17 protein-coding genes are annotated in these 18,968 nt (G+C 71.8%); 11 read left to right on the forward strand and 6 right to left on the reverse strand.

What is annotated here, in order from left to right; all coding sequences use genetic code 11:
* Positions 1-105: 105 nt before the first annotated feature.
* A complete protein-coding gene (locus tag ACX9MN_RS00140; protein WP_489723485.1) occupies positions 106-1,710 on the forward strand; it encodes a Na+/H+ antiporter in 1,605 nt (534 codons plus the stop codon).
* Positions 1,711-1,725: 15 nt separating this feature from the next.
* Here ACX9MN_RS00140 and ACX9MN_RS00145 read toward each other — a convergent pair whose 3' ends face one another.
* Together ACX9MN_RS00145 and ACX9MN_RS00150 are read right to left on the reverse strand one after the other, a co-directional pair.
* On the reverse strand, positions 1,726-2,004 hold the full coding sequence (locus ACX9MN_RS00145) for a hypothetical protein (RefSeq protein WP_489723486.1): 279 nt from the start codon (positions 2,002-2,004) through the stop codon (positions 1,726-1,728).
* Positions 2,005-2,153: 149 nt separating this feature from the next.
* The gene (locus ACX9MN_RS00150) at positions 2,154-2,603 is read right to left on the reverse strand and encodes a GNAT family N-acetyltransferase (protein WP_273562921.1); all 450 of its coding nucleotides are present in this window, start codon (positions 2,601-2,603) and stop codon (positions 2,154-2,156) included.
* Positions 2,604-2,779: 176 nt separating this feature from the next.
* Between ACX9MN_RS00150 and ACX9MN_RS00155 the strand changes: the two genes are divergently transcribed.
* The 3 genes from ACX9MN_RS00155 (at position 2,780) to glyS (ending at position 6,514) form a co-directional block, all read left to right on the forward strand.
* Positions 2,780-3,688 (forward strand): glycine--tRNA ligase subunit alpha, encoded by a 909-nt coding sequence (locus tag ACX9MN_RS00155; RefSeq protein WP_103985503.1) that lies wholly within the window; start codon positions 2,780-2,782, stop codon positions 3,686-3,688.
* Between the two features lie 230 nt (positions 3,689-3,918).
* Complete coding sequence (locus ACX9MN_RS00160) at positions 3,919-4,362, forward strand: DUF3828 domain-containing protein (RefSeq protein ID WP_489723487.1); 444 nt, start codon at positions 3,919-3,921, stop codon at positions 4,360-4,362.
* Positions 4,363-4,414: 52 nt separating this feature from the next.
* Positions 4,415-6,514: a glycine--tRNA ligase subunit beta gene (gene glyS / locus ACX9MN_RS00165; protein ID WP_489723488.1), complete on the forward strand. Its 2,100-nt coding sequence runs from the start codon at positions 4,415-4,417 to the stop codon at positions 6,512-6,514.
* A 93-nt stretch (positions 6,515-6,607) separates the two neighbouring features.
* On the opposite strand, the gene otnC is transcribed toward glyS, so the two are convergent.
* A complete protein-coding gene (gene otnC, locus ACX9MN_RS00170; protein WP_489723489.1) occupies positions 6,608-7,288 on the reverse strand; it encodes a 3-oxo-tetronate 4-phosphate decarboxylase in 681 nt (226 codons plus the stop codon).
* The gene (locus ACX9MN_RS00175; RefSeq protein ID WP_489723490.1) at positions 7,285-8,292 is read right to left on the reverse strand and encodes a LacI family DNA-binding transcriptional regulator; all 1,008 of its coding nucleotides are present in this window, start codon (positions 8,290-8,292) and stop codon (positions 7,285-7,287) included. Before ACX9MN_RS00175 ends, otnC begins: the two co-directional genes overlap by 4 nt.
* A gap of 307 nt (positions 8,293-8,599) precedes the next feature.
* On the opposite strand from ACX9MN_RS00175, the gene ACX9MN_RS00180 reads away from it, so the two are divergent.
* From ACX9MN_RS00180 to denD, 5 genes are all read left to right on the forward strand, one after another.
* Positions 8,600-9,922: an MFS transporter gene (locus ACX9MN_RS00180; RefSeq protein WP_091682313.1), complete on the forward strand. Its 1,323-nt coding sequence runs from the start codon at positions 8,600-8,602 to the stop codon at positions 9,920-9,922.
* 106 nt (positions 9,923-10,028) lie between these two features.
* Positions 10,029-10,937, forward strand: coding sequence for an L-threonate dehydrogenase (ltnD, locus tag ACX9MN_RS00185; protein WP_489723491.1), 909 nt, complete (start codon positions 10,029-10,031; stop codon positions 10,935-10,937).
* A 12-nt stretch (positions 10,938-10,949) separates the two neighbouring features.
* A complete protein-coding gene (gene otnI, locus ACX9MN_RS00190) occupies positions 10,950-11,732 on the forward strand; it encodes a 2-oxo-tetronate isomerase (RefSeq protein ID WP_489723492.1) in 783 nt (260 codons plus the stop codon).
* Positions 11,729-13,003, forward strand: coding sequence for a 3-oxo-tetronate kinase (gene otnK / locus ACX9MN_RS00195; protein WP_489723493.1), 1,275 nt, complete (start codon positions 11,729-11,731; stop codon positions 13,001-13,003). The genes otnI and otnK overlap by 4 nt, the downstream gene beginning before the upstream one ends.
* 26 nt (positions 13,004-13,029) lie before the next feature.
* Positions 13,030-14,007 (forward strand): D-erythronate dehydrogenase, encoded by a 978-nt coding sequence (gene denD / locus ACX9MN_RS00200; RefSeq protein ID WP_489723494.1) that lies wholly within the window; start codon positions 13,030-13,032, stop codon positions 14,005-14,007.
* Between the two features lie 4 nt (positions 14,008-14,011).
* Here the strand turns inward: denD and ACX9MN_RS00205 are convergent, their stop codons facing one another.
* Both ACX9MN_RS00205 and ACX9MN_RS00210 read right to left on the reverse strand, forming a co-directional pair.
* A complete protein-coding gene (locus ACX9MN_RS00205; protein WP_020092459.1) occupies positions 14,012-14,413 on the reverse strand; it encodes a type II toxin-antitoxin system VapC family toxin in 402 nt (133 codons plus the stop codon).
* Positions 14,413-14,652 carry a type II toxin-antitoxin system VapB family antitoxin gene (locus ACX9MN_RS00210; protein WP_056523518.1) on the reverse strand — a complete coding sequence of 80 codons (240 nt, stop codon included), beginning with the start codon at positions 14,650-14,652 and terminating at the stop codon, positions 14,413-14,415. Before ACX9MN_RS00210 ends, ACX9MN_RS00205 begins: the two co-directional genes overlap by 1 nt.
* Before the next feature lie 82 nt (positions 14,653-14,734).
* Here ACX9MN_RS00210 and recQ point away from each other — a divergent pair, with 82 nt between their 5' ends.
* The gene (gene recQ, locus ACX9MN_RS00215) at positions 14,735-16,576 is read left to right on the forward strand and encodes a DNA helicase RecQ (RefSeq protein WP_091927279.1); all 1,842 of its coding nucleotides are present in this window, start codon (positions 14,735-14,737) and stop codon (positions 16,574-16,576) included.
* Between the two features lie 154 nt (positions 16,577-16,730).
* Positions 16,731-18,956 (forward strand): phosphoribosylformylglycinamidine synthase subunit PurL, encoded by a 2,226-nt coding sequence (gene purL / locus ACX9MN_RS00220; RefSeq protein ID WP_489723495.1) that lies wholly within the window; start codon positions 16,731-16,733, stop codon positions 18,954-18,956.
* Positions 18,957-18,968: the final 12 nt, after the last annotated feature.

An 18,968-nucleotide genomic window follows, 5' to 3' on the forward strand; every position in this document is an offset into this window, starting at 1 on the left:
CCGCGACCCTCGGCGGACCTTCGGCCGACGCGGTATTCATCCGACCAGGAAACGTCCTAGAACGGCCGCGCTTCCTGCAGATCCAGCGCCGGGCCCGATCCACCGATGACCTCCGTCGCCCTGTTCGAGCTGATCCTCGGCCTCCTCGGCGCGGCCCTGCTGCTGTCGCTGGCGGCCGGGCGCCTGGGCTTCCCGCCGGCCGCCGCCCTCGTCGTCGGCGGCATGGCGCTGGCGGTGGTGCCGGGCCTGCCGGCCTTCGATCTCGACCCGGACCTGATCATGGTCCTGTTCCTGCCGCCGCTCCTGCTCGAATCCGCCTACTTCACCGTCTGGCGCGACTTCCGGGCGAGCCTCGGCCCGATCCTGTCCCTGTCGCTCGGCGCGGTCCTGTTCACGACCCTCGTGGTCGGGCTCGTCGCCCACGCGGTGGTGCCGTCCCTGCCCTGGGCCGCCTGCTTCGCCCTCGGCGCCATCGTCTCGCCGCCGGACGCGGTGGCTGCCAAGGCGGTGCTGGCCCGCGTCGCCCTGCCCCGCCGGATGATCACGGTCCTGGAGGGCGAGAGCCTCGTGAACGACGCCTCGGGCCTCGTGCTCTACCGCTTCGCGGTGGCGGCGGCGCTCACCGGCACCTTCAGCGCCTGGGCGGCGGCCGGCAGCTTCGCGTGGCTCGCGGTGGCGGGCGTCGCGGTCGGGATCGCGTGCGGGGTGGCGGTGACCCTGGTGATGCGGCGGATGCACGACGCCAACGCCATCACGGTGCTGAGCTTCCTCGCGGCCTACGTCGCCTACCTCGCGGCCGAGGAGATCCACGCCTCCGGCGTCCTGGCCGTGGTCGCCTGCGGCCTGATGATGGGCGGCCGGGAGCACGAGACCTTCGACGCGCATGCCCGCCGCCACTCCGTGGCGGTGTGGGAGTTCGTGGTCTTCGTGCTGGAGGCCCTGGTCTTCGTCCTGATCGGGCTGGCGCTCCGCGGCGTGCTGGCCCGGACCGGCGGCCAGCTGGGGGCGCTCTCGGCGGAGCTGCCGCTGGCCCTCGCCGTCACGACAACCTGCGTGGTCGCCCGCCTGCTCTGGGTGTTCCCCGCCGTCTACCTGCGGCGGCTCCTGTCGCCGCGGTTCCGCGCGCAGGAACCGTCGCCGAACCCGGCGGTGCCGCTGATCGTCGGGTGGGCCGGCATGCGCGGGGTCGTGACCCTGGCGGCCGCCCTGGCGCTGCCGGTGGACTTCCCGGGCCGCGACGCGATCCTGGTCGCGGCCTTCGCGGTGATCCTGTTCACCGTGCTGGTGCAGGGCACGACGCTGGGGCCGCTGATCCGGCGGCTGCGCCTCGACCCCGCGGCGCACCTCCCCGACGGCCATCTCGACGCGCCGATGGCCCGCGTGGTCGTGAACGAGGCCGGGCTCGCCGCCCTGGAAGGCCTGGTGTTCCCCGAGACCGGGGCGCCGCAGCACCCGCGCCTCGTGGAGGAGTACCGCCGCCGGGTGCGGGCGTCCTCGCGGGACCGCGACGAGCGGGCGGCGCTGGAGGCCGAGAAGACCGAGCACTTCGCCGCCGCGCTGCTCGCCGTGCGCTCAGGCCGGTCGGCCCTGATCGACCTGCACCGGCAGAACCGGATCCACAGCTCGGTTCTGCGGCAGCTGGAGACGGAGATCGACCTGGAGGAGCTCCATCTCAAGCGTCTGGCCGGGACCGCACCGGCCCACGTCTGAGTCGGGGCGCGGGCGTCAGTGGGCCGCGCAGCCGTCCGCCGACTGGCCGTAGCCGCTGTAGACCACCCGCACCTTGCGCAGGCAGCTTCCCTCAGCCTTCGGCGCGGCCGCCACGGGGGCGACCTCCACCGGCTCGACCCGCAGGGTCGCGGCCACCGGCTGGTCCTCGGACGTGGCGAGTGCGCGGCTGGCGCTCATCACGAAGGGCGTGGCGGCCAGCGACGAGATGGCGAGCGCGGCGAAGACGGCGATGTTCTTGCGGCCGAAGGTGGTGTGGGTGCGAGCATTGAACATGACGGGTCGTCCGACGTCTAATATTCGGCAGCGCTGAGGTGCCGAGATCCCCTGTTGCGCTGATAACTTGGCCGTCAGCTCGGCGGTTCCGGTTTATCGCCCAAAAACCGCCACGCTTGGGTGTCCCGGCGCACGCGGGGCGCCGGCGCTCAGAAGATCCTGCGGTACTGCACGAAGCCCGACTTCTCAGCGATCCGGTCGTAGAGCTGCATCGCGTCCGCGTTGGTCTCGTGCGTCAGCCAGTGGACGCGGGAGCAGCCGGCGGCCTGCGCGGCCGCGTAGACGTGCTCGATCAGCCGACGGCCGATCCCGAGCCCGCGGGTGCCGTCCGCCACGAACAGGTCCTGAAGGTAGCAGTAGTCGCCGACCGTCCAGGCCGAGCGGTGGCGGATGTGGTGGACGAGGCCGACCGCCTCGGCGCCGCGCCACGCTAGGGCGCCGTCCACCGGCTCGGCCGGATCGTTGAGGCGCTGCCAGGTCGTGTCGGTGACGGCGTCCGACAGGTCGACCTTGTAGAACGCCTGGTAGCCCCGCCAGAGCGGCAGCCAAGCGTCCCGGTCGCCGGGGCCGATCGGGCGGATCGCGAGGTCAGGATCCATGATTCTCTCCGTGGGTGCGCGGCCAGCGGACCATCATCGGGACCGCAGAGGCAACCCGGGATGCCGGCGCCGCGCTCCCGCGGTCGACACCCTTCGCCTTGCACCCCCGCGCGCCCGCACCTAAACCGGCCCGCTGGCGGCCCGAGCCGACGCGCGATCCCGAGCTTCCGAGACCGATGTCCGAGAAAAAATCCTTCCAGGGTCTGATCCTGACGCTTCAGGAATTCTGGGCGGCGCAGGGCTGCGTGATCCTCCAGCCCTACGACATGGAGGTCGGCGCCGGCACGTTCCATCCGGCCACGACCCTGCGGGCGCTCGGCCCGAAGCCCTGGAAGGCGGCCTACGTCCAGCCCTCGCGCCGGCCCAAGGACGGCCGCTACGGCGAGAACCCCAACCGGCTCCAGCACTATTACCAGTTCCAGGTCATCCTGAAGCCGAACCCGCCGAACCTGCAGGAGCTCTACCTCGCCTCGCTCGCCGCCATCGGCGTCGACCTGAAGCTCCACGACATCCGCTTCGTCGAGGACGACTGGGAGAGCCCGACGCTGGGCGCCTGGGGTCTCGGCTGGGAGTGCTGGTGCGACGGGATGGAGGTGTCCCAGTTTACCTATTTCCAGCAGGTCGCGGGCTTCGAGTGCGCGCCGGTGGCGGGCGAGCTGACCTACGGGCTGGAGCGGCTCGCCATGTACGTCCAGGGCGTCGAGAACGTCTACGACCTCGACTTCAACGGCGCCGAGGGCGCCGACCGGATCACCTACGGGGACGTGTTCCTGCAGGCCGAGCAGGAATATTCCCGCCACAACTTCGAGGCGGCCGACACCGCGATGCTGTTCCGCCAGTTCACCGACGCGGAGGCCGCCTGCCGGTCCTACCTCGCGGCGGGCGCGCCGGACGCGGAGGGCGCGCGCCATCGCATGGCGCAGCCGGCCTACGACCAGTGCATCAAGGCGAGCCACGTCTTCAACCTGCTCGACGCGCGCGGCGTGATCTCGGTGACGGAGCGCCAGAGCTACATCCTGCGCGTGCGCGAGCTGGCCAAGGCCTGCGGCGCGGCGTGGCTGAAGACGGCGGCCGGGGGCGCGTGAGCCATTCCGACGAAGCCGGCGCGCGTCGCAGACTTCGCACGCCCCGTCTTTGCGAGCGGAGCGAAGCGATCCAGCGGCGCCACGGCTAGGGACGTTCCGCTGCCCTGGGTCGCTTCGCTCCGCTCGCGATGACCGAGCGGCCCCCATCGCGGAGCCCCTTGAGCCCTCGCGCGTTGCAACCCCCGCCAACCGGCGCGCCTCGGCGCGTCCGCAGACGCGGGACATGCCCAATGAAGAAGACGATCCTCGCCCTCAGCCTCCTCGGATTCGGCCTCGCCCCCGCGCTGGCGGCCGATCCCGGGCCCGAGGCCACGGTCAAGAAGCTCTACGCCGAGCCGCACCCGAATCACTCCTCCGTGTACTCGAAGCGCCTGCAGAGCCTGTTCGACGCCGACGCGAAGCAGGCCAACGGCGCCACCGGCAACCTCGACTTCGACTACCGCCTGAACGGCGAGCCCCTGAAGCCCGACACGGTGAAGAACCTGACCTTCAAGGAAGCCACCGAGGGCAAGGACCAGGCGAAGGTCACGGTCGAGCGCAAGGGCGGCAACGGCGCCAACGTCATCGTGTACGACCTCGTGCGCGAGGACGGCGGCTGGAAGGTCTCCGACGCCCACGCGATCGGCGACCGGAAGTGGCAGCTCTCGACCATCCTCAAGGGCGAGGCGCGCTGAGCCCCGCGCGCCGACCCTCGACAGGGGTGCGGCGCGGCGATATGGCCGCCCCATGCCCGACCTCCTGCTCGAACTCCGCTCGGAAGAGATCCCCGCCCGCATGCAGCGGCGCGCGGCGGAGGATCTCAAGAAGCTCGTCACCGACGCCCTCGTGGCGCGCGGCTTCCTGTACGAGGGCGCCCGGGCGTTCTCGACGCCGCGGCGCCTCGCGCTCCACATCGCCGGGCTGCCCGCGCGGGGCGAGGCCGTGCGCGAGGAGCGCCGCGGCCCGCGGGTCGGCGCCCCCGAGGCGGCCGTCCAGGGCTTCCTGAAGGGCGCGGGTCTGACGAGCCTCGACCAGGCCACGACCGTCACCGATCCGAAGAAGGGCGAGTTCTACCTCGCGGTGATCGAGCGCCCCGGCCGCGAGACGCTGGACGTCCTGGCCGAACTCCTGCCCGAGATCGTCCGGACCTTTCCCTGGCCGAAATCCATGCGCTGGGGCGCGGCCTCGGCCGAGCCGGGCTCTCTGCGCTGGGTGCGCCCGCTGCAGTCGATCGTCGCGACCTTCGGGCCCGAGACGGAGACGCCGGAGGTGGTCCCCGTCTCGGTCGGCGGGATCGCGGCCGGCACGGTGACCTATGGCCACCGCTTCCTCGCCCCCGAGGCGATCGAGGTGCGCCGGTTCGACGACTACATCCAGGCGCTGGAGCGCGCGAAGGTCATCCTCGACGCCGACCGGCGCAAGGACGTGATCCTGCACGACGCCCGCGACCTCGCCTTCGCCCGCGGCCTCGACCTCGTGGAGGACGAGGGCCTGCTGGAAGAGGTGTCGGGCCTCGTAGAATGGCCGGTGGTGCTGATGGGCTCGTTCGACGAGTCGTTCCTCGACATCCCCGCCGAGGCGATCCGCGCGACCATCCGGGCGAACCAGAAGTGCTTCGTGCTGCGCAAGGGCGGCTCCGAGGACCTGGCGCCGGCCTTCATCCTGGTCTCGAACCTCGTCGCCACCGACGGCGGCCAGGCGATCACCGCCGGCAACGAGCGGGTGGTGCGGGCACGCCTCTCGGACGCGAAGTTCTTCTGGAAGACCGACAAGGCCACCCGCCTGGAAGAGCGCCTGCCCAAGCTCGACGCCATCGTCTTCCACGAGAAGCTCGGCACACAGGGCGAGCGGATCGCCCGCATCGCCGCGCTCGCGAAGGATCTCGCCCCGCGCGTGGGCGCCGACCCGGCGCTCGCCGAGCGCGCCGCCCGCCTCGCCAAGGCCGACCTCGTCACCGAGATGGTCGGCGAGTTCCCCGAGCTCCAGGGCCTGATGGGCCGGAAATACGCGGTGCTCCAGGGCGAGCACGACAGCGTCTGCGCCGCCATCGAGGAGCACTACAAGCCGCTCGGCCCCTCCGACCGGGTGCCGACCGACCCGGTCTCCATCGCGGTGGCGCTCGCCGACAAGCTCGACACGCTGGCGGGCTTCTGGGCGATCGACGAGAAGCCGACGGGCAGCAAGGACCCGTTCGCCCTGCGCCGGGCGGCGCTGGGCGTGATCCGGCTGATCCTCGACCGCGGCCTGCGCCTGCGCCTTCTGGAGCAGGTCGGCGCGGCGGATCGCGGCCTTGCCGGGCGGGCCGGTGCCGACGCGCGGGATCTCCTCGGCTTCCTCGCAGACCGCCTGAAGGTCTATCTCCGCGACCAGGGCGCCCGCCACGACCTGATCGACGCCGTCTTCGCCCTGCCCGGCCAGGACGACCTGCTGATGGTCGTGCGCCGCGTCGAGGCGCTGGCCACCTTCCTCGACACCGAGGACGGGAAGAACCTGCTCGCGGGCTACAAGCGCGCGGCCAACATCCTGCGGATCGAGGAGAAGAAGGACGGCCGCGCCTACGATTCCGCGCCCGACGCCGCCCTCGCCGCCGCGGGCGAGCCGGCCGAGCGCGCCCTGGCCGAGGCCCTGGCGAAGGCGCGGGAGACCGCCTCGGCGTCCGTGGCCCGCGAGGATTTCGCCGGGGCGATGCAGGCGCTCTCGACGCTCCGCGCGCCGGTGGACGCGTTCTTCCAGGACGTGACCGTCAACGCGCCCGATCCGAAGCTCCGCGAGAACCGCTTGGCTCTGCTCAACGCGCTGCGGGCCGCGACGCGGGAGGTGGCGGAGTTCGCGAAGATCGAGGGGTGAGCGTCGGCGCGCCGAGCTCGGAATCGGGCGCGGGTCCCCTCTCCCGCACGGGAGAGGGGGTGCGTCGCGCCTCGCACCGACCCCGAGGCACCCTCACCCGTGATCGTGCCCGGCATGGTCGTCCGGCTCCGGCAGGGTCAGGCCGAAATGGCTCACCAGATCGGCGACCTGCCCGGGGCTCAGCGGCCGCGGGTTGAGGTTGCGCAGGAGCAGGTAGAGCTTGGCGGTCTCCTCCAGCTCCTCGGTGGCGAAGACCGCGCCCTCCAGGCTATCGCCGGCCACCACCGGGCCGTGATTGGCGAGCAGCACCGAGCTGTACTTCCCGGCCAAGCCCCGGATCGCGTCCGCCACGGCCGGGTCGCCCGGGCGATAGTAGGGCACGAGCGCCGTGCCGCCGGTGCGCATCAGGTAGTAGGGCGTCAGCGGCGGCAGCACCTGACGCGGGTCGATCTCCGGCAGCATCGACACCGCCACCGCGTGGGTCGAGTGCAGGTGGACGATGGCCTTGGCCTCGCTCCGGCTCTCGTAGAGCGCGCTGTGCAGTGGGATCTCCTTGGTAGGCTTGTCGCCCGACACCAGCCGCCCCGCATCGTCCAGCCGCGCGATCCGCGCCGGGTCAAGGAATCCGAGCGACGCGTTGGTCGGCGTCACCAGCCAGCCGCCGTCGGGCAGGCGCAGCGAGATGTTGCCGGACGACCCCGGCGTCAGGCCGCGCTCGAACAGCGAGCGGCCGTAGCGGCAGATCTCCTCGCGCAGCCGGCTCTCGTCGCTCATGCGGTCGCTCCCTCGATCAGTTCGAACCCGAGATCGATTTTTCTCGGGCCTTCGCCGGTCAGGCAGGCGGCAGCCCGCCGGCCGATCTCCAGGCGCGGCGTGCGCACCGTCGACAGGGGCTGGGGCATCGCCGCCGCGAAGTCGAGCCCGTTGAAGCCGAACAGCGCGATCCGTCCCGGCACCGCCAGCCCCGCCGACAGGCAGGCGAAGTAGCCGCCGAGCGCCATGTCGTCGTTGGAGAAGTAGACCGCGTCGAGATCGGGCACGCGCGCCAGCAGCGCCTCCAGCCCGGCCCGGCCCGAGGCCGGCGAGGACGGCCCCGGCCGGATTTCCTTGCCACAGAGCGCCAAACCCGCCTCCGCCAGGGCTTGCTCGAACCCGGCCAGCCGCTTGCCCGCCCGCAGGTCGACCGCGAGATCGTGCCCGAGATAGGCCATGCGGCGATAGCCGCGCGCGACGAGGTGCCGGGCGCTCGCCGCCCCCACGGCCCGGTTGGAGAAGCCGACCACGGCGTCGATCCCCTCCCCGTCCGTGTCGATCATCTCAACCACGCGCACGCCCCCGGCCTTCGCCAGGGCGACGGTGCCGGGATTGTGCTCCAGCCCGGTGAGCAGCAGCGCCGCCGGCCGCCAGGACAGGAGCGCGGCGGCCAGCGCCTCCTCCCGGTCCGGGTCGTAGTCGCTGACGCCGATCACGCAGGGGATGCCATCGGCGTCGAGGGCGGCGGTCAGGCCGCGCAGCAGGTCAGGGAAGACCACGTTGGCGAGCGACGGGATGACGACGCCCACGAGCCGCGCGCTCGCCCCCTGGCCGGCGAGGCTGCCGGCAAGGCGATTCGGCACGTAGCCGAGCCGGGCCACCGCCTCCGCCACCCGCTCGCCGGCGCGCTTGGAGTAGGAACCGTGGTTGCGCAGGACCCGTGAGACCGTGCTCTCGCCGACCCCGGCCTCGCGGGCGACGTCGGTGAGGGTGACGAGCCGCCCCTGCGGCTGGATGTCGTCCATGGCCCCGCTCTCCCGGCGCGGTTTTTTTTCACGACGCCCGTCGAACCTCCTGGCGTCCTTCCCTCATCCTGAGACGACCGCGAAGCGGGCCCCGAAGGAGGCCTCCGCCACGCTGCAGCGCCTCGGCATAAGGCAGGAATGGGAAGACCGTCCGCGTCGATCCACGACTGACATAGCGGCCTGCATTATCTCGCACAACCGGATTGGCAGCGCTGCCAAAAGGCGATATGGCACCGCCCCAGCGCCGCCCGACGAGCGGTGAAGAGCAATGTCCGGCAGCCGTGCGGCCCGGACCAGGGAGTACGCCATGTCGGTTCAAGCCGCCCCGCTGGGGGGCGCCACCGCACCCGCGGACGAGAAGTCCTTCGCCGACCGCACCTACGCGAAGGTGTTCTGGCGTCTCGTGCCGTTCCTGATGCTCTGCTACGTCGTGGCATATCTCGACCGGGTGAATGTCGGCTTCGCCAAGCTCCAGATGTCCCAGGAGCTGAAATTCTCCGAGACGGTCTACGGCCTAGGCGCCGGCATTTTCTTCCTCGGCTACTTCCTGTTCGAGGTGCCCTCGAACGTGATCCTGCACCGGGTCGGCGCCCGGGTGTGGATCGCCCGGATCATGATCACCTGGGGGGTGATCTCCGGGGCGTTCCTGTTCGTGAACTCCGAGTGGAGCTTCTACGGGATGCGCTTCCTCCTCGGTCTCGCCGAGGCCGGGTTCTACCCGGGCGTCATCCTCTACACGACCTCGTGGTTCCCGGCCCATCGCCGGGCCCGGGTGATCGCCGTGTTCATGGCGGCGATCCCGATCTCCGGCATCTTCGGCAACCCGCTCTCCGGCTGGATCATGGACGCGTTCAACGGCGCCCACGGCCTGTCCGGCTGGCAGTGGATGTTCCTGATCGAGGCGGTGCCGGCGGTGCTGATCGGCCTCGCGGTGTTCTTCTACCTCGACAACCGCCCCGCCGAGGCCAAGTGGCTGACCGACGCCGAGAAGCAGCTCCTCGAGCGCGACATCGCGGCCGACAACCAGGGCAAGGAATCGAGCCCGCACTCTATCGCCACCGTGTTCCGCAACGGCCGCGTGTGGTTCATGAGCCTGATCTACTTCGCCTTCGTCACCGGCCAGTACGGGCTGACCTTCTGGATGCCGACGATCGTCAAGGCGTCGGGCGTGCAGGGCAACTTCAACATCGGCCTGATCAGCGCGATCCCGTTCGTCTGCGCGGCGATCGTGATGATTCTGCTCGGCCGCTCCGCCGACCGGATGCGCGAGCGCCGCTGGCACCTGATCATCCCGGCGCTGATCGGCGCGGTCGCCTTCGTGGTCTCGGCCAATGCCGGCTCGACGACGCTCGCCATCGCGGCGCTGTCGGTGGCGGCGGCCGGCGTGCTGACCTGCTCGCCCCTGTTCTGGTCGCTGCCCACGGCGTTCCTCAGCGGCGCGGGCGCGGCGGCCGGCATCGCGCTGATCAACTCGGTTGGGAACCTCGCGGGCTTCGTTAGCCCCTACGTGATCGGCGCCCTGCGTGATGCCACCGGCAGCACCGCCACGGGCCTCTACGCGCTCGCCGCCATGCTGGTGGTCGGCGCGGTCTGCGTGTTCGTGACGCCCGCCCGGATGGTCAACCGCTGACCTCTGATCCGGGCGCGACTTGGCCCCTCTCCCGCACGGGAGAGGGGACCCGCGCTTCGAGCGGCGACGCCGAGGCGCCCTTTCCCAGCTTCAGGAGCCGTCCCCGATGACCAACGCAACACCCCGCGCCGCGGTGATCGGCCTGGGCTCCATGGGCTCCGGGATGGCCGGCTCGCTCCTGCGGGCGGGCTTCGCGGTCTCCGCCTGCGACGTGAACCCGGAGGCGGTGGCGCGCTTCGCGACCGCCGGCGGCCGGGGCGCCGCGAACCCCGCCGAAGCGGCGCGGGACGCCGACGTGGTGGTGAGCGTGGTGGTCAACGCCGCCCAGACCGAGGCGGTCCTGTTCGGCGAGGACGGCGCCGCCGCCGCGATGCCGGAGGGCGCGGTGTTCGTCTCCTCCGCCACCATGGATCCGGCCGTCGCCCGGGCGCTGGCGGCGCGGTTGGAGGCCACCGGCCGCCACTACCTCGACGCCCCGATGAGCGGCGGCGCCGCCCGCGCGGCGGAGGGCGGCCTGACCTTCCTGGCCTCGGGCTCGGCGGCGGCCTTCGCGAAGGCGCGGCCCGCCCTCGATGCCATGGCGGGCACGCTCTACGAGCTCGGCGACGCCGCCGGCCAGGGCGCGGCCTTCAAGATGATCAACCAGCTGCTCGCGGGCGTGCACATCGCCGCCGCCTCGGAGGCGATGGCCTTCGCGGCCAAGCAGGGGCTCGACCTCCGGCGCGTCTACGATGTGATCACCAAGTCGGCCGGCAATTCCTGGATGTTCGAGAACCGGGTGCCGCACATCCTCGACGCCGACTACAGCCCGAAGAGCGCGGTCGACATCTTCGTCAAGGATCTCGGCATCGTGCAGGACATGGCCCGGGCCGAGAAGTACCCGGTCCCGGTGGCGGCGGCGGCCCTGCAGATGTTCCTGATGGCGTCGGGCGCCGGCATGGGCCGGGACGACGACGCCTCGGTGGCGCGGCTCTACGCCCAGGTCTCGGGGGCGAAGCTGCCCGAGAAAGCTTGAGGGGACAGAACCATGCCGCGCTTCGCCGCCAACCTGAGCCTCATGTTCAACGAGGTGCCGTTCCTCGACCGGTTTGAGGCCGCCGCCAAGGCCGGGTTCGACGCCGTCGAGTTCCTGTTCCCCTACGAGCACGCGCCGGACGACATCGGCGCGCGGCTCCGCGCGAACGGCCTGACCCAGGCCCTGTTCAACCTGCCGCCGGGCGACTTCGCCGAGGGCGAGCGCGGGATCGCGGCCTTCCCCGAGCGGTTCGACGAGCTGAAGGCGGGGGTCGACACGGCGCTCCGCTACGCCGAGGCGACCGGCGTCGGCCGGCTCCACCTCATGGCGGGCCTCGCCCCGTGGGACGATCCCAGGGCGGTCGAATCCTACCGCCGGGCCGTGACCTGGACGGCGGAGCGGCTGGCGCCGGCCGGCCTCGACCTCGTCCTGGAGCCGATCAACGGCCGCAACATGCCGGGCTACTTCCTCAACGATTTCGGCCGCGCGGCCGACCTGATCCGCGAGCTCGCCCTGCCTAACCTGAAGCTCCAGTTCGACCTCTACCATTGCCAGATCCTGCACGGCGACGTGACCGTGCGGCTGCGCGCCCTGATGCCGCTCATCGGCCACGTCCAGACCGCGAGCGTGCCCGAGCGGCATGAGCCCGGGACCGGCGAGATGGCCGACTTCTTCCTGTTCGACGAGCTGGACCGGCTCGGCTACCGCGGCTTCGTCGGCTGCGAGTACATTCCGGCCGCCGACACCGTCGCGGGCCTCGGCTGGCTCGCCGCCTACAAGGGGAGCGCCCGATGAGCCTCGCGCTGGGATGCGTCGCCGACGACTACACGGGCGCCTCGGACCTCGCCAACACGCTGACCAAGGCGGGTCTGCGCACGATCCAGACCATCGGCGTGCCTGAGGACGGCCGGTCGCTGCCGAAGGCCGACGCGGTGGTGGTGGCCCTCAAGAGCCGCTCGATCCCCGCCGACCAGGCCGTGGCGCGCTCCCGCGAGGCGGAAGCCTGGCTGCGGGCCCGGGGCGCGGCCCACGTGATGTTCAAGGTCTGCTCGACCTTCGACTCCACCGATGCGGGCAATATCGGTCCCGTGATGGACGCCCTGCGGGCCGAGGCCGGAGAGACCGTCGCCCTCGTCACCCCGGCTTTCCCCGAGACTGGGCGGAGCGTCTACCAGGGCAACCTGTTCGTCGGCTCGGTGCCGCTGAACGAGAGCCCGCTCAAGGACCACCCGCTGAACCCGATGCGCGACGCCAACCTCGTGCGCGTGCTCGGGCGCCAGAGCGGCAGTCCCGTCGGCCTGATCGACACCGCCACGGTGGCGAAGGGCGCGGAGGCCGTGGCCGCCCGCCTCGACGCCCTCGCGCAGGAGGGCAAGGGCGCCGCCATCGCGGACGCGATCTTCGACAGCGACCTCGAGGTGCTCGGCCGGGCGATCGTCGGCCGCAAGTTCTCGGTGGGCGCGTCCGGCCTCGGCCTCGGCCTCGCCCGGGCGCTCGCGGCCGACGGGCGGGGAACCAAGGACGCCGCCGGCGCGGCCGTGGGCGAACCGGTGGGTGGCGCCTCCGCCTGCCTCGCCGGCAGCTGCTCGCAGGCGACCCTCCAGCAGGTCGCCGCCGCGGAAACGATCATGCCGGTGCTGCACCTCGACCCGGCGCGGCTGCTCGCGGGCGACGACGTGGTCGCCGAGGCCCTGGCCTTCGCGGACAAGCACTTGGCCTCGGGCCCGGTACTGATCGCCACCTCGGCCCGGCCCGAGGCGGTGCGCGCGCTCCAGGCCGCCCACGGCGTCGACGCGGCCGGCCACGCCATCGAGGCGGCGCTGGCAGCGATCGCCGAGGGCCTCGTCGCCCGCGGGGTGCGCCGGCTCGTGGTCGCCGGCGGCGAGACCTCCGGCGCGGTGGTCGACCGGCTGGGCCTCACGGCCTTCCTGCTCGGCCCCGAGATCGCCGCGGGTGTGCCGGTGCTGCGCACGGCGGGCCGGCCCGAGCCGATGCTGCTCGCCCTCAAATCCGGCAATTTCGGCGGCGCCGATTTCTTCGGCCGCGCCCTCGACATGATGGCCTGACGCCACAACCCGACGGGAGGTTTTCCATGCACGCCCTGATTCTCGGCGCCGCCGGCATGATCGGCCGCCGCCTCGTGGACGCCCTGGTGAGGGATGGCCGGGTCGGCGGACAGCCGCTCACCGCCCTCACCCTCCTCGACGTGGTACCGCCCGCGGCGCCCGAGGGCTTCTCCGGTCCGGTGCGGGCCGAGGCCGCCGACCTCACGGCGCCCGGCGCCGCCGAGGCCGCCATCGCCGAGCGGCCGGGGGTCATCTTCCACCTCGCCGCCGTGGTCTCCGGCGAGGCCGAGGCGAACCTCGAGCTGGGCTACCGGGTCAACCTCGACGGCACCCGCCTGCTCCTCGACGCGATCCGGGCGGCCAGCGCGGCGGACGGCTACCGGCCGAAGCTGGTCTTCACCTCCTCACTCGCGGTGTTCGGGCCGCCCTTCCCCAAGGTCATCCCGGACGACCACATCCTGCGCCCGGCCTCCTCCTACGGGGTCCAGAAGGCCATGGGCGAGCTGATGCTCGCCGACTACGCGCGCCGCGGCTTCCTCGACGGGATCGGCCTGCGGCTGCCGACGATCTGCGTGCGGCCGGGCAAGCCCAACAAGGCGGCCTCGGGCTTCTTCTCGGGCATTATCCGCGAGCCGCTCGCCGGCCAGGAGGCGATCATGCCGGTGCCCGACACGGTGCGGCACTGGTTCGCCAGCCCTGCGGCGGCGGTGGGCTTCCTCACGCACGCGGCCGGGCTCGACCTCGCGGCGATCGGCCCGCGGATCAGCCTGACCATGCCGGGCGTCTCGGCGACGGTGGCGGAGGAGATCGAGGCTCTGCGCCGCGCGGCGGGCGACAAGGCCGTGGCGCTGATCCGGCGCGAACCCGACGCCACCATCGCGCGGATCGTCGGCTCCTGGCCGGAGGCGTTCGAGCCGGAGGCCGCCCTGGCCCTGGGCTTCCGGGCGGATGAATCCTTCGACGCGATCGTGGCCCAGCACGTGGCCGAGTTCCACGGGGGCTGAAGCCTCAGGCGAGGGCGGAGCGGATGTCGGTCTGCGGGAAATCGTCGCCGACATAGAGCAGCGGCACGCCGTGCACCTGTGCGCAGGCATAGGCGAAGCAGTCGCCGAGGTTCAGGCGCGCCGGGTGGCGGCCCTTGCCGTAGCGGGCATGGGCCGCAACGGCGATGCGGATTTCTGCAAGGCCGAGGGAGACCATCCCGATACCGACCGTCTCGCGGAAGCTGTTCACGAGTCTCTCGGCGGTCTCAGGCGGCAGCGACCGAATGCGAGCCACCGCCAAGACAGCCTCGAACTGGGCGAGGGCACTGGTCAGACGACGCGGAGCTTGGCGGAGACAATCTGCCACCCGTTCATATCCCTGCTCCTGGCACAGGATCGCCACCAGCGCCGACGCATCGATGAACATCAGTCCTCATAGAGGCTGTCGTAGAAGGTCTTGTCGGCCTTGAGGCCGGTCTTCGGGTAGGCGGCAAGGGCCTCCTGTATCGGGCGAATCTTCTCCAGAAATTCGGTCAGCGACTCTTCCCGCCGATCCAGCTCGTTCTGAAGCGCGATCCGCACCGCCTCGGTCTTGCTCACGCCGGCCCGCGATGCCAGCTTCTCGGCCAGCTGATTCACCACTTCGCTGCGGATGTTGAGCGGCATGGCGGCCCCCGTGTAGACACGGAGAGGCTAGTGTCTACACACCCCTGCCGCAAGGGCGGCCAGACTCCGACCAAGGATCCCGATGACCCGCCTCGACGAGGCCCGCGCCGCGCTGAAGAAGACGTTCGGCTACGAGGATTTCCGCCCCGGCCAGGACGAGGTGATCGGCGCGGTGCTCGACGGGACCGACGTGTTCGCCGTGATGCCCACGGGCTCGGGCAAGTCGATGACCTACCAGCTCCCGGCGCTGGTCGATCCGGGGCTCACCGTGGTGGTCTCGCCGCTGATCGCGCTGATGCACGATCAGGTCCAGCAGATGCGCAGCGTCGGCATCCGCGCCGCGACCCTGAACTCGACGGTCGGGGAATCCGAGTCCCGCGAGACGTGGCGCGCCCTGCGCTCCGGCGACCTGCGGCTGCTGTTCGTCTCCCCCGAGCGCCTGCTGATGGACGGCTGCATGGACGCCCTGCGCGGCGCCGGCGTCCGGCGGCTCGCCGTCGACGAGGCCCACTGCGTCTCGCAGTGGGGGCACGATTTCCGACCGGAGTACCGTGAGATCGCCCGCGCCCGGACGGCGCTGGGCAACGTCCAGACCCTGGCGCTCACCGCCACCGCCGACGCCGCGACCCGCGCCGAGATCGCCGAGCGCCTGTTCCCGCAGGACCGGCCCCCGAAGATCTTCGTCCACTCCTTCGACCGGCCGAACATCCGTCTGACCTTCCAGCCCAAGGACAACCCGGCCCGGCAGATCGAGCGGTTCCTGAAGCACCGGCGCGCGGAGAGCGGGATCATCTACTGCTCGTCGCGCAAGCGCACCGAGCAGCTCGCCGAAACCCTCCGGAAGGACGGCTTCGACGCCCTGCCCTACCATGCCGGCCTCGACCAAGCGACGCGGATGGCGAACCAGGACCGGTTCCTGCAGGAGGACGGGGTGGTGATGACCGCCACCGTCGCCTTCGGCATGGGCATCAACAAGCCGGACGTGCGCTTCGTCTGCCACGCCGACATGCCCAACAACGTCGAGGGCTACTATCAGGAGATCGGCCGCGCCGGCCGCGACGGGCTGCCCGCCGACACCCTGACCCTCTACGGCCTCGACGACATGGCGCTCCGTCGCCGCCAGATCGACGAGAAGGAGATCTCGGACGACCGCCGCCGGGTCGAGCGGCGCAAGCTCGAGGCGATGATCACCCTGTGCGAGGGCGCCACCTGCCGCCGCCAGTCGCTGCTCGCCTATTTCGGCGAGTCGAGCGGTGCTTGCGGCCGCTGCGACCTGTGCCGCGGCGGCGTCACCCTCGTGGACGGGACGGTCCCGGCCCAGAAGATCCTGTCGGCGATCGTGCGCACCGGCCAGCGCTTCGGCGCGGCCTATATCTGCGACGTGGTCCACGGGAAGGAGAGCGACCAGATCCGCCGCAACGGCCACGCGAGCCTCAAGACCTTCGGGGTCGGGGCGGACAAGCCGGTGGCGGCGTGGCGGGCGATCCTGCGCCAGCTTTTCGCCGCCGGGGCGATCGCCGAGAACGCCGACGGCTACGGCGGCCTGTCCATGACCGAGAAGGGCGAGGCGATCCTGTTCGGCCGGGAGCCGGTCCAGCTCCGCCCCGATCCGGAGCCGAAGACCGAGTCCCGCGAGCGCCGCCGGGCCGCCGCCCGCGAGGACGGCGAGATCGCCCTCTCGGAGACCGACGAGGCGCTGTTCCAGCACCTGCGCGGCCTGCGCGCCACGCTCGCCCGGGCCGAGGGCATCGCGGCCTTCATGGTCTTCCCGGACCGGACCCTCATCGAGATGGCCCGCCAGAAGCCCGTCGATCTCTGGGCGCTGCGCACCGTCCACGGGGTCGGCGAGCGCAAGCGCGAGGCCTACGGCGACAGGTTCGTGGCCGCGATCGCCGATTTTCTGGCCCATCCGCCGGCCGCGTGACCGGCACCCATACACGGCCAGCAGGGCCGGCGTATTGCAACGCGGTGGCGGAACGCACTAATCCGTCACCGTCGCCGCGCGCGGCCCGGTTCGGGTCGCGCATCGGGTCGAGGGCCCTGCCGGGGCTCCCGGACCGCCCTCGTCGAGACCGCCCATGTTCCGCAACGACGTTCCGATCACCCCCGAGCTCGTGGCCCAGCACGGCCTGACGCCGGACGAGTACGAGCGCTTCCGCGGCCTGATCGGGCGCGACCCGACGCTGACCGAGCTCGGCATCGTCTCGGCCATGTGGAACGAGCACTGTTCCTACAAGTCCTCCCGCAAGCATCTGCGCGGGCTGCCGACCTCGGCGCCGTGGGTGATCCAGGGACCGGGCGAGAACGCGGGCGTCATCGACATCGGCGACGGCCACGCCTGCGTCTTCAAGATGGAGAGCCACAACCACCCGAGCTACATCGAGCCTTACCAGGGCGCGGCGACCGGGGTCGGCGGCATCCTGCGCGACGTCTTCACCATGGGCGCGCGGCCGATCGCGGCGCTCAACGCCCTGCGCTTCGGCTCCCCCGACCATCCGCGCACCCGCAGCCTCGTCTCGGGCGTGGTCGCGGGCGTCGGAGGCTACGGCAACTCCTTCGGCGTGCCGACCGTTGGAGGCCTGACCGGCTTCCACAAGCGCTACGACGGCAACATCCTGGTCAACGCCATGGCGGTGGGGCTCGCCCGCACCGACGGCATCTTCTACGCGGCCGCCGCCGGCGTCGGGAACCCGATCGTCTATCTCGGCTCCAAGACCGGCCGCGACGGCATCCACGGCGCCACCATGGCGTCGGCCGAGTTCGACGAGGAATCCGAGTCGAAGCGCCCGACCGTGCAGGTCGGCGACCCCTTCGCCGAGAAGCTGCTGCTGGAGGCCTGCCTGGAGCTGATGGCCTCGGGCGCGGTCATCGCCATCCAGGACATGGGCGCGGCCGGCCTCACCTGCTCGGCGGTGGAGATGGGCGCCAAGGGCGACCTCGGCGTCGAGCTCGACATCGACAAGGTGCCGGCCCGCGAGGAGGGCATGACCCCCTACGAGATGATGCTCTCGGAGAGCCAGGAGCGCATGCTCATGGTGCTCAAGCCCGGCATGGAGGCCGAGGCGGAAGCCATCTTCGTGAAGTGGGGCCTCGACTTCGCGGTGATCGGCCGGACCACCGACACGCTGCGCTTCGTCATCAAGTGGCACGGCGAGACAGTGGCCGACCTGCCGATCAAGGAGCTCGGCGACGAGGCCCCGCTCTACGACCGGCCGCACCTCGCCAACACGCACCAGCCGGTGATCGCGGCCGCCGATGTGGCGGCCCCGGCCTCGCTCACCGACGCGCTGAGGCGCCTCGTCGGCTCACCCGACCTCGCCTCGAAGCGCTGGGTGTTCGAGCAGTACGACCACTTCATCCTCGGCAATACCGTCCAGAAGCCCGGCGGCGACGCCGCCATCGTGCGGGTCGAGGACGGGCCGAAGGGGCTGGCGCTCACCTGCGACGTCACCCCGCGCTACTGCGAGGCCGACCCGGTCGAGGGCGGCCGGCAGGCCGTGGCCGAAGCGTGGCGCAACATCACGGCGGTCGGCGCCAAGCCGCTCGCCATCACCGACAACCTGAACTTCGGCAACCCCGAGAAGCCCGAGGTGATGGGCCAGCTCGTCGGCTGCCTCCAGGGCATCGGCGAGGCCTGTCGGGCGCTCGACTTCCCGGTCGTGTCGGGCAACGTCTCGCTCTACAACGAGACCAACGGCGTCGGCATCCTGCCGACCCCGACCATCGGCGGCGTCGGCGTGCTCGACGACGTGGCGCGCCACGCGACCATCGCCCTGAAGCGCGAAGGCGACGTGCTGGTGCTGATCGGGGACAGCGAGGGCTGGCTCGGTCAGTCGGCCTACCTGTCGGTGATCGAGGGCCGCGAGGAGGGGGCGCCGCCGCCCGTCGACCTCGCCCTGGAGCGCCGCAACGGCGACTTCGTCCGCGGCCTGATCCAGGCCGGCACCGTCGACACGGTCCACGACCTCGCGGATGGCGGCCTCGCCGTCGCGCTCGCCGAGATGGCCATGGCGGGCCGGATCGGCGTGGCGCTCTCCGACGTGCCGGTGGACCTGCCGCCCCACGCCTACCTCTTCGGCGAGGACCAGGGCCGCTACCTGCTGGCGGTGCGGCCGGAAACGGCCACCGATCTCCTCGCGGCTGCCGCGGCCCAGGGCGTGGCCGCGGCCTCGGTCGGCGTCGCCGGCTCCGACCGTTTGACCCTGCCGGGCGGCGAGACCATATCGCTCGCCGACCTGAATGCGGCGCACGAGGGCTGGCTGCCCGACTACATGGCGAGCCAACCGGCCGCGCCGGCCGCCTGAGCCCCGTTCTGA

Source organism: Methylobacterium sp. 1A (assembly GCF_058072805.1).

What these genes read in the sequence shown, in the direction of transcription:
- ACX9MN_RS00140 (WP_489723485.1), top strand. Translation starts at nt 106, where the DNA reads ATGACCTCCGTCGCCCTGTTCGAGCTGATCCTCGGCCTCCTCGGCGCG.
- ACX9MN_RS00145 (WP_489723486.1), bottom strand. Translation starts at nt 2,004, where the DNA reads ATGTTCAATGCTCGCACCCACACCACCTTCGGCCGCAAGAACATCGCC.
- ACX9MN_RS00150 (WP_273562921.1), bottom strand. Translation starts at nt 2,603, where the DNA reads ATGGATCCTGACCTCGCGATCCGCCCGATCGGCCCCGGCGACCGGGAC.
- ACX9MN_RS00155 (WP_103985503.1), top strand. Translation starts at nt 2,780, where the DNA reads ATGTCCGAGAAAAAATCCTTCCAGGGTCTGATCCTGACGCTTCAGGAA.
- ACX9MN_RS00160 (WP_489723487.1), top strand. Translation starts at nt 3,919, where the DNA reads ATGAAGAAGACGATCCTCGCCCTCAGCCTCCTCGGATTCGGCCTCGCC.
- glyS (WP_489723488.1), top strand. Translation starts at nt 4,415, where the DNA reads ATGCCCGACCTCCTGCTCGAACTCCGCTCGGAAGAGATCCCCGCCCGC.
- otnC (WP_489723489.1), bottom strand. Translation starts at nt 7,288, where the DNA reads ATGAGCGACGAGAGCCGGCTGCGCGAGGAGATCTGCCGCTACGGCCGC.
- ACX9MN_RS00175 (WP_489723490.1), bottom strand. Translation starts at nt 8,292, where the DNA reads ATGGACGACATCCAGCCGCAGGGGCGGCTCGTCACCCTCACCGACGTC.
- ACX9MN_RS00180 (WP_091682313.1), top strand. Translation starts at nt 8,600, where the DNA reads ATGTCGGTTCAAGCCGCCCCGCTGGGGGGCGCCACCGCACCCGCGGAC.
- ltnD (WP_489723491.1), top strand. Translation starts at nt 10,029, where the DNA reads ATGACCAACGCAACACCCCGCGCCGCGGTGATCGGCCTGGGCTCCATG.
- otnI (WP_489723492.1), top strand. Translation starts at nt 10,950, where the DNA reads ATGCCGCGCTTCGCCGCCAACCTGAGCCTCATGTTCAACGAGGTGCCG.
- otnK (WP_489723493.1), top strand. Translation starts at nt 11,729, where the DNA reads ATGAGCCTCGCGCTGGGATGCGTCGCCGACGACTACACGGGCGCCTCG.
- denD (WP_489723494.1), top strand. Translation starts at nt 13,030, where the DNA reads ATGCACGCCCTGATTCTCGGCGCCGCCGGCATGATCGGCCGCCGCCTC.
- ACX9MN_RS00205 (WP_020092459.1), bottom strand. Translation starts at nt 14,413, where the DNA reads ATGTTCATCGATGCGTCGGCGCTGGTGGCGATCCTGTGCCAGGAGCAG.
- ACX9MN_RS00210 (WP_056523518.1), bottom strand. Translation starts at nt 14,652, where the DNA reads ATGCCGCTCAACATCCGCAGCGAAGTGGTGAATCAGCTGGCCGAGAAG.
- recQ (WP_091927279.1), top strand. Translation starts at nt 14,735, where the DNA reads ATGACCCGCCTCGACGAGGCCCGCGCCGCGCTGAAGAAGACGTTCGGC.
- purL (WP_489723495.1), top strand. Translation starts at nt 16,731, where the DNA reads ATGTTCCGCAACGACGTTCCGATCACCCCCGAGCTCGTGGCCCAGCAC.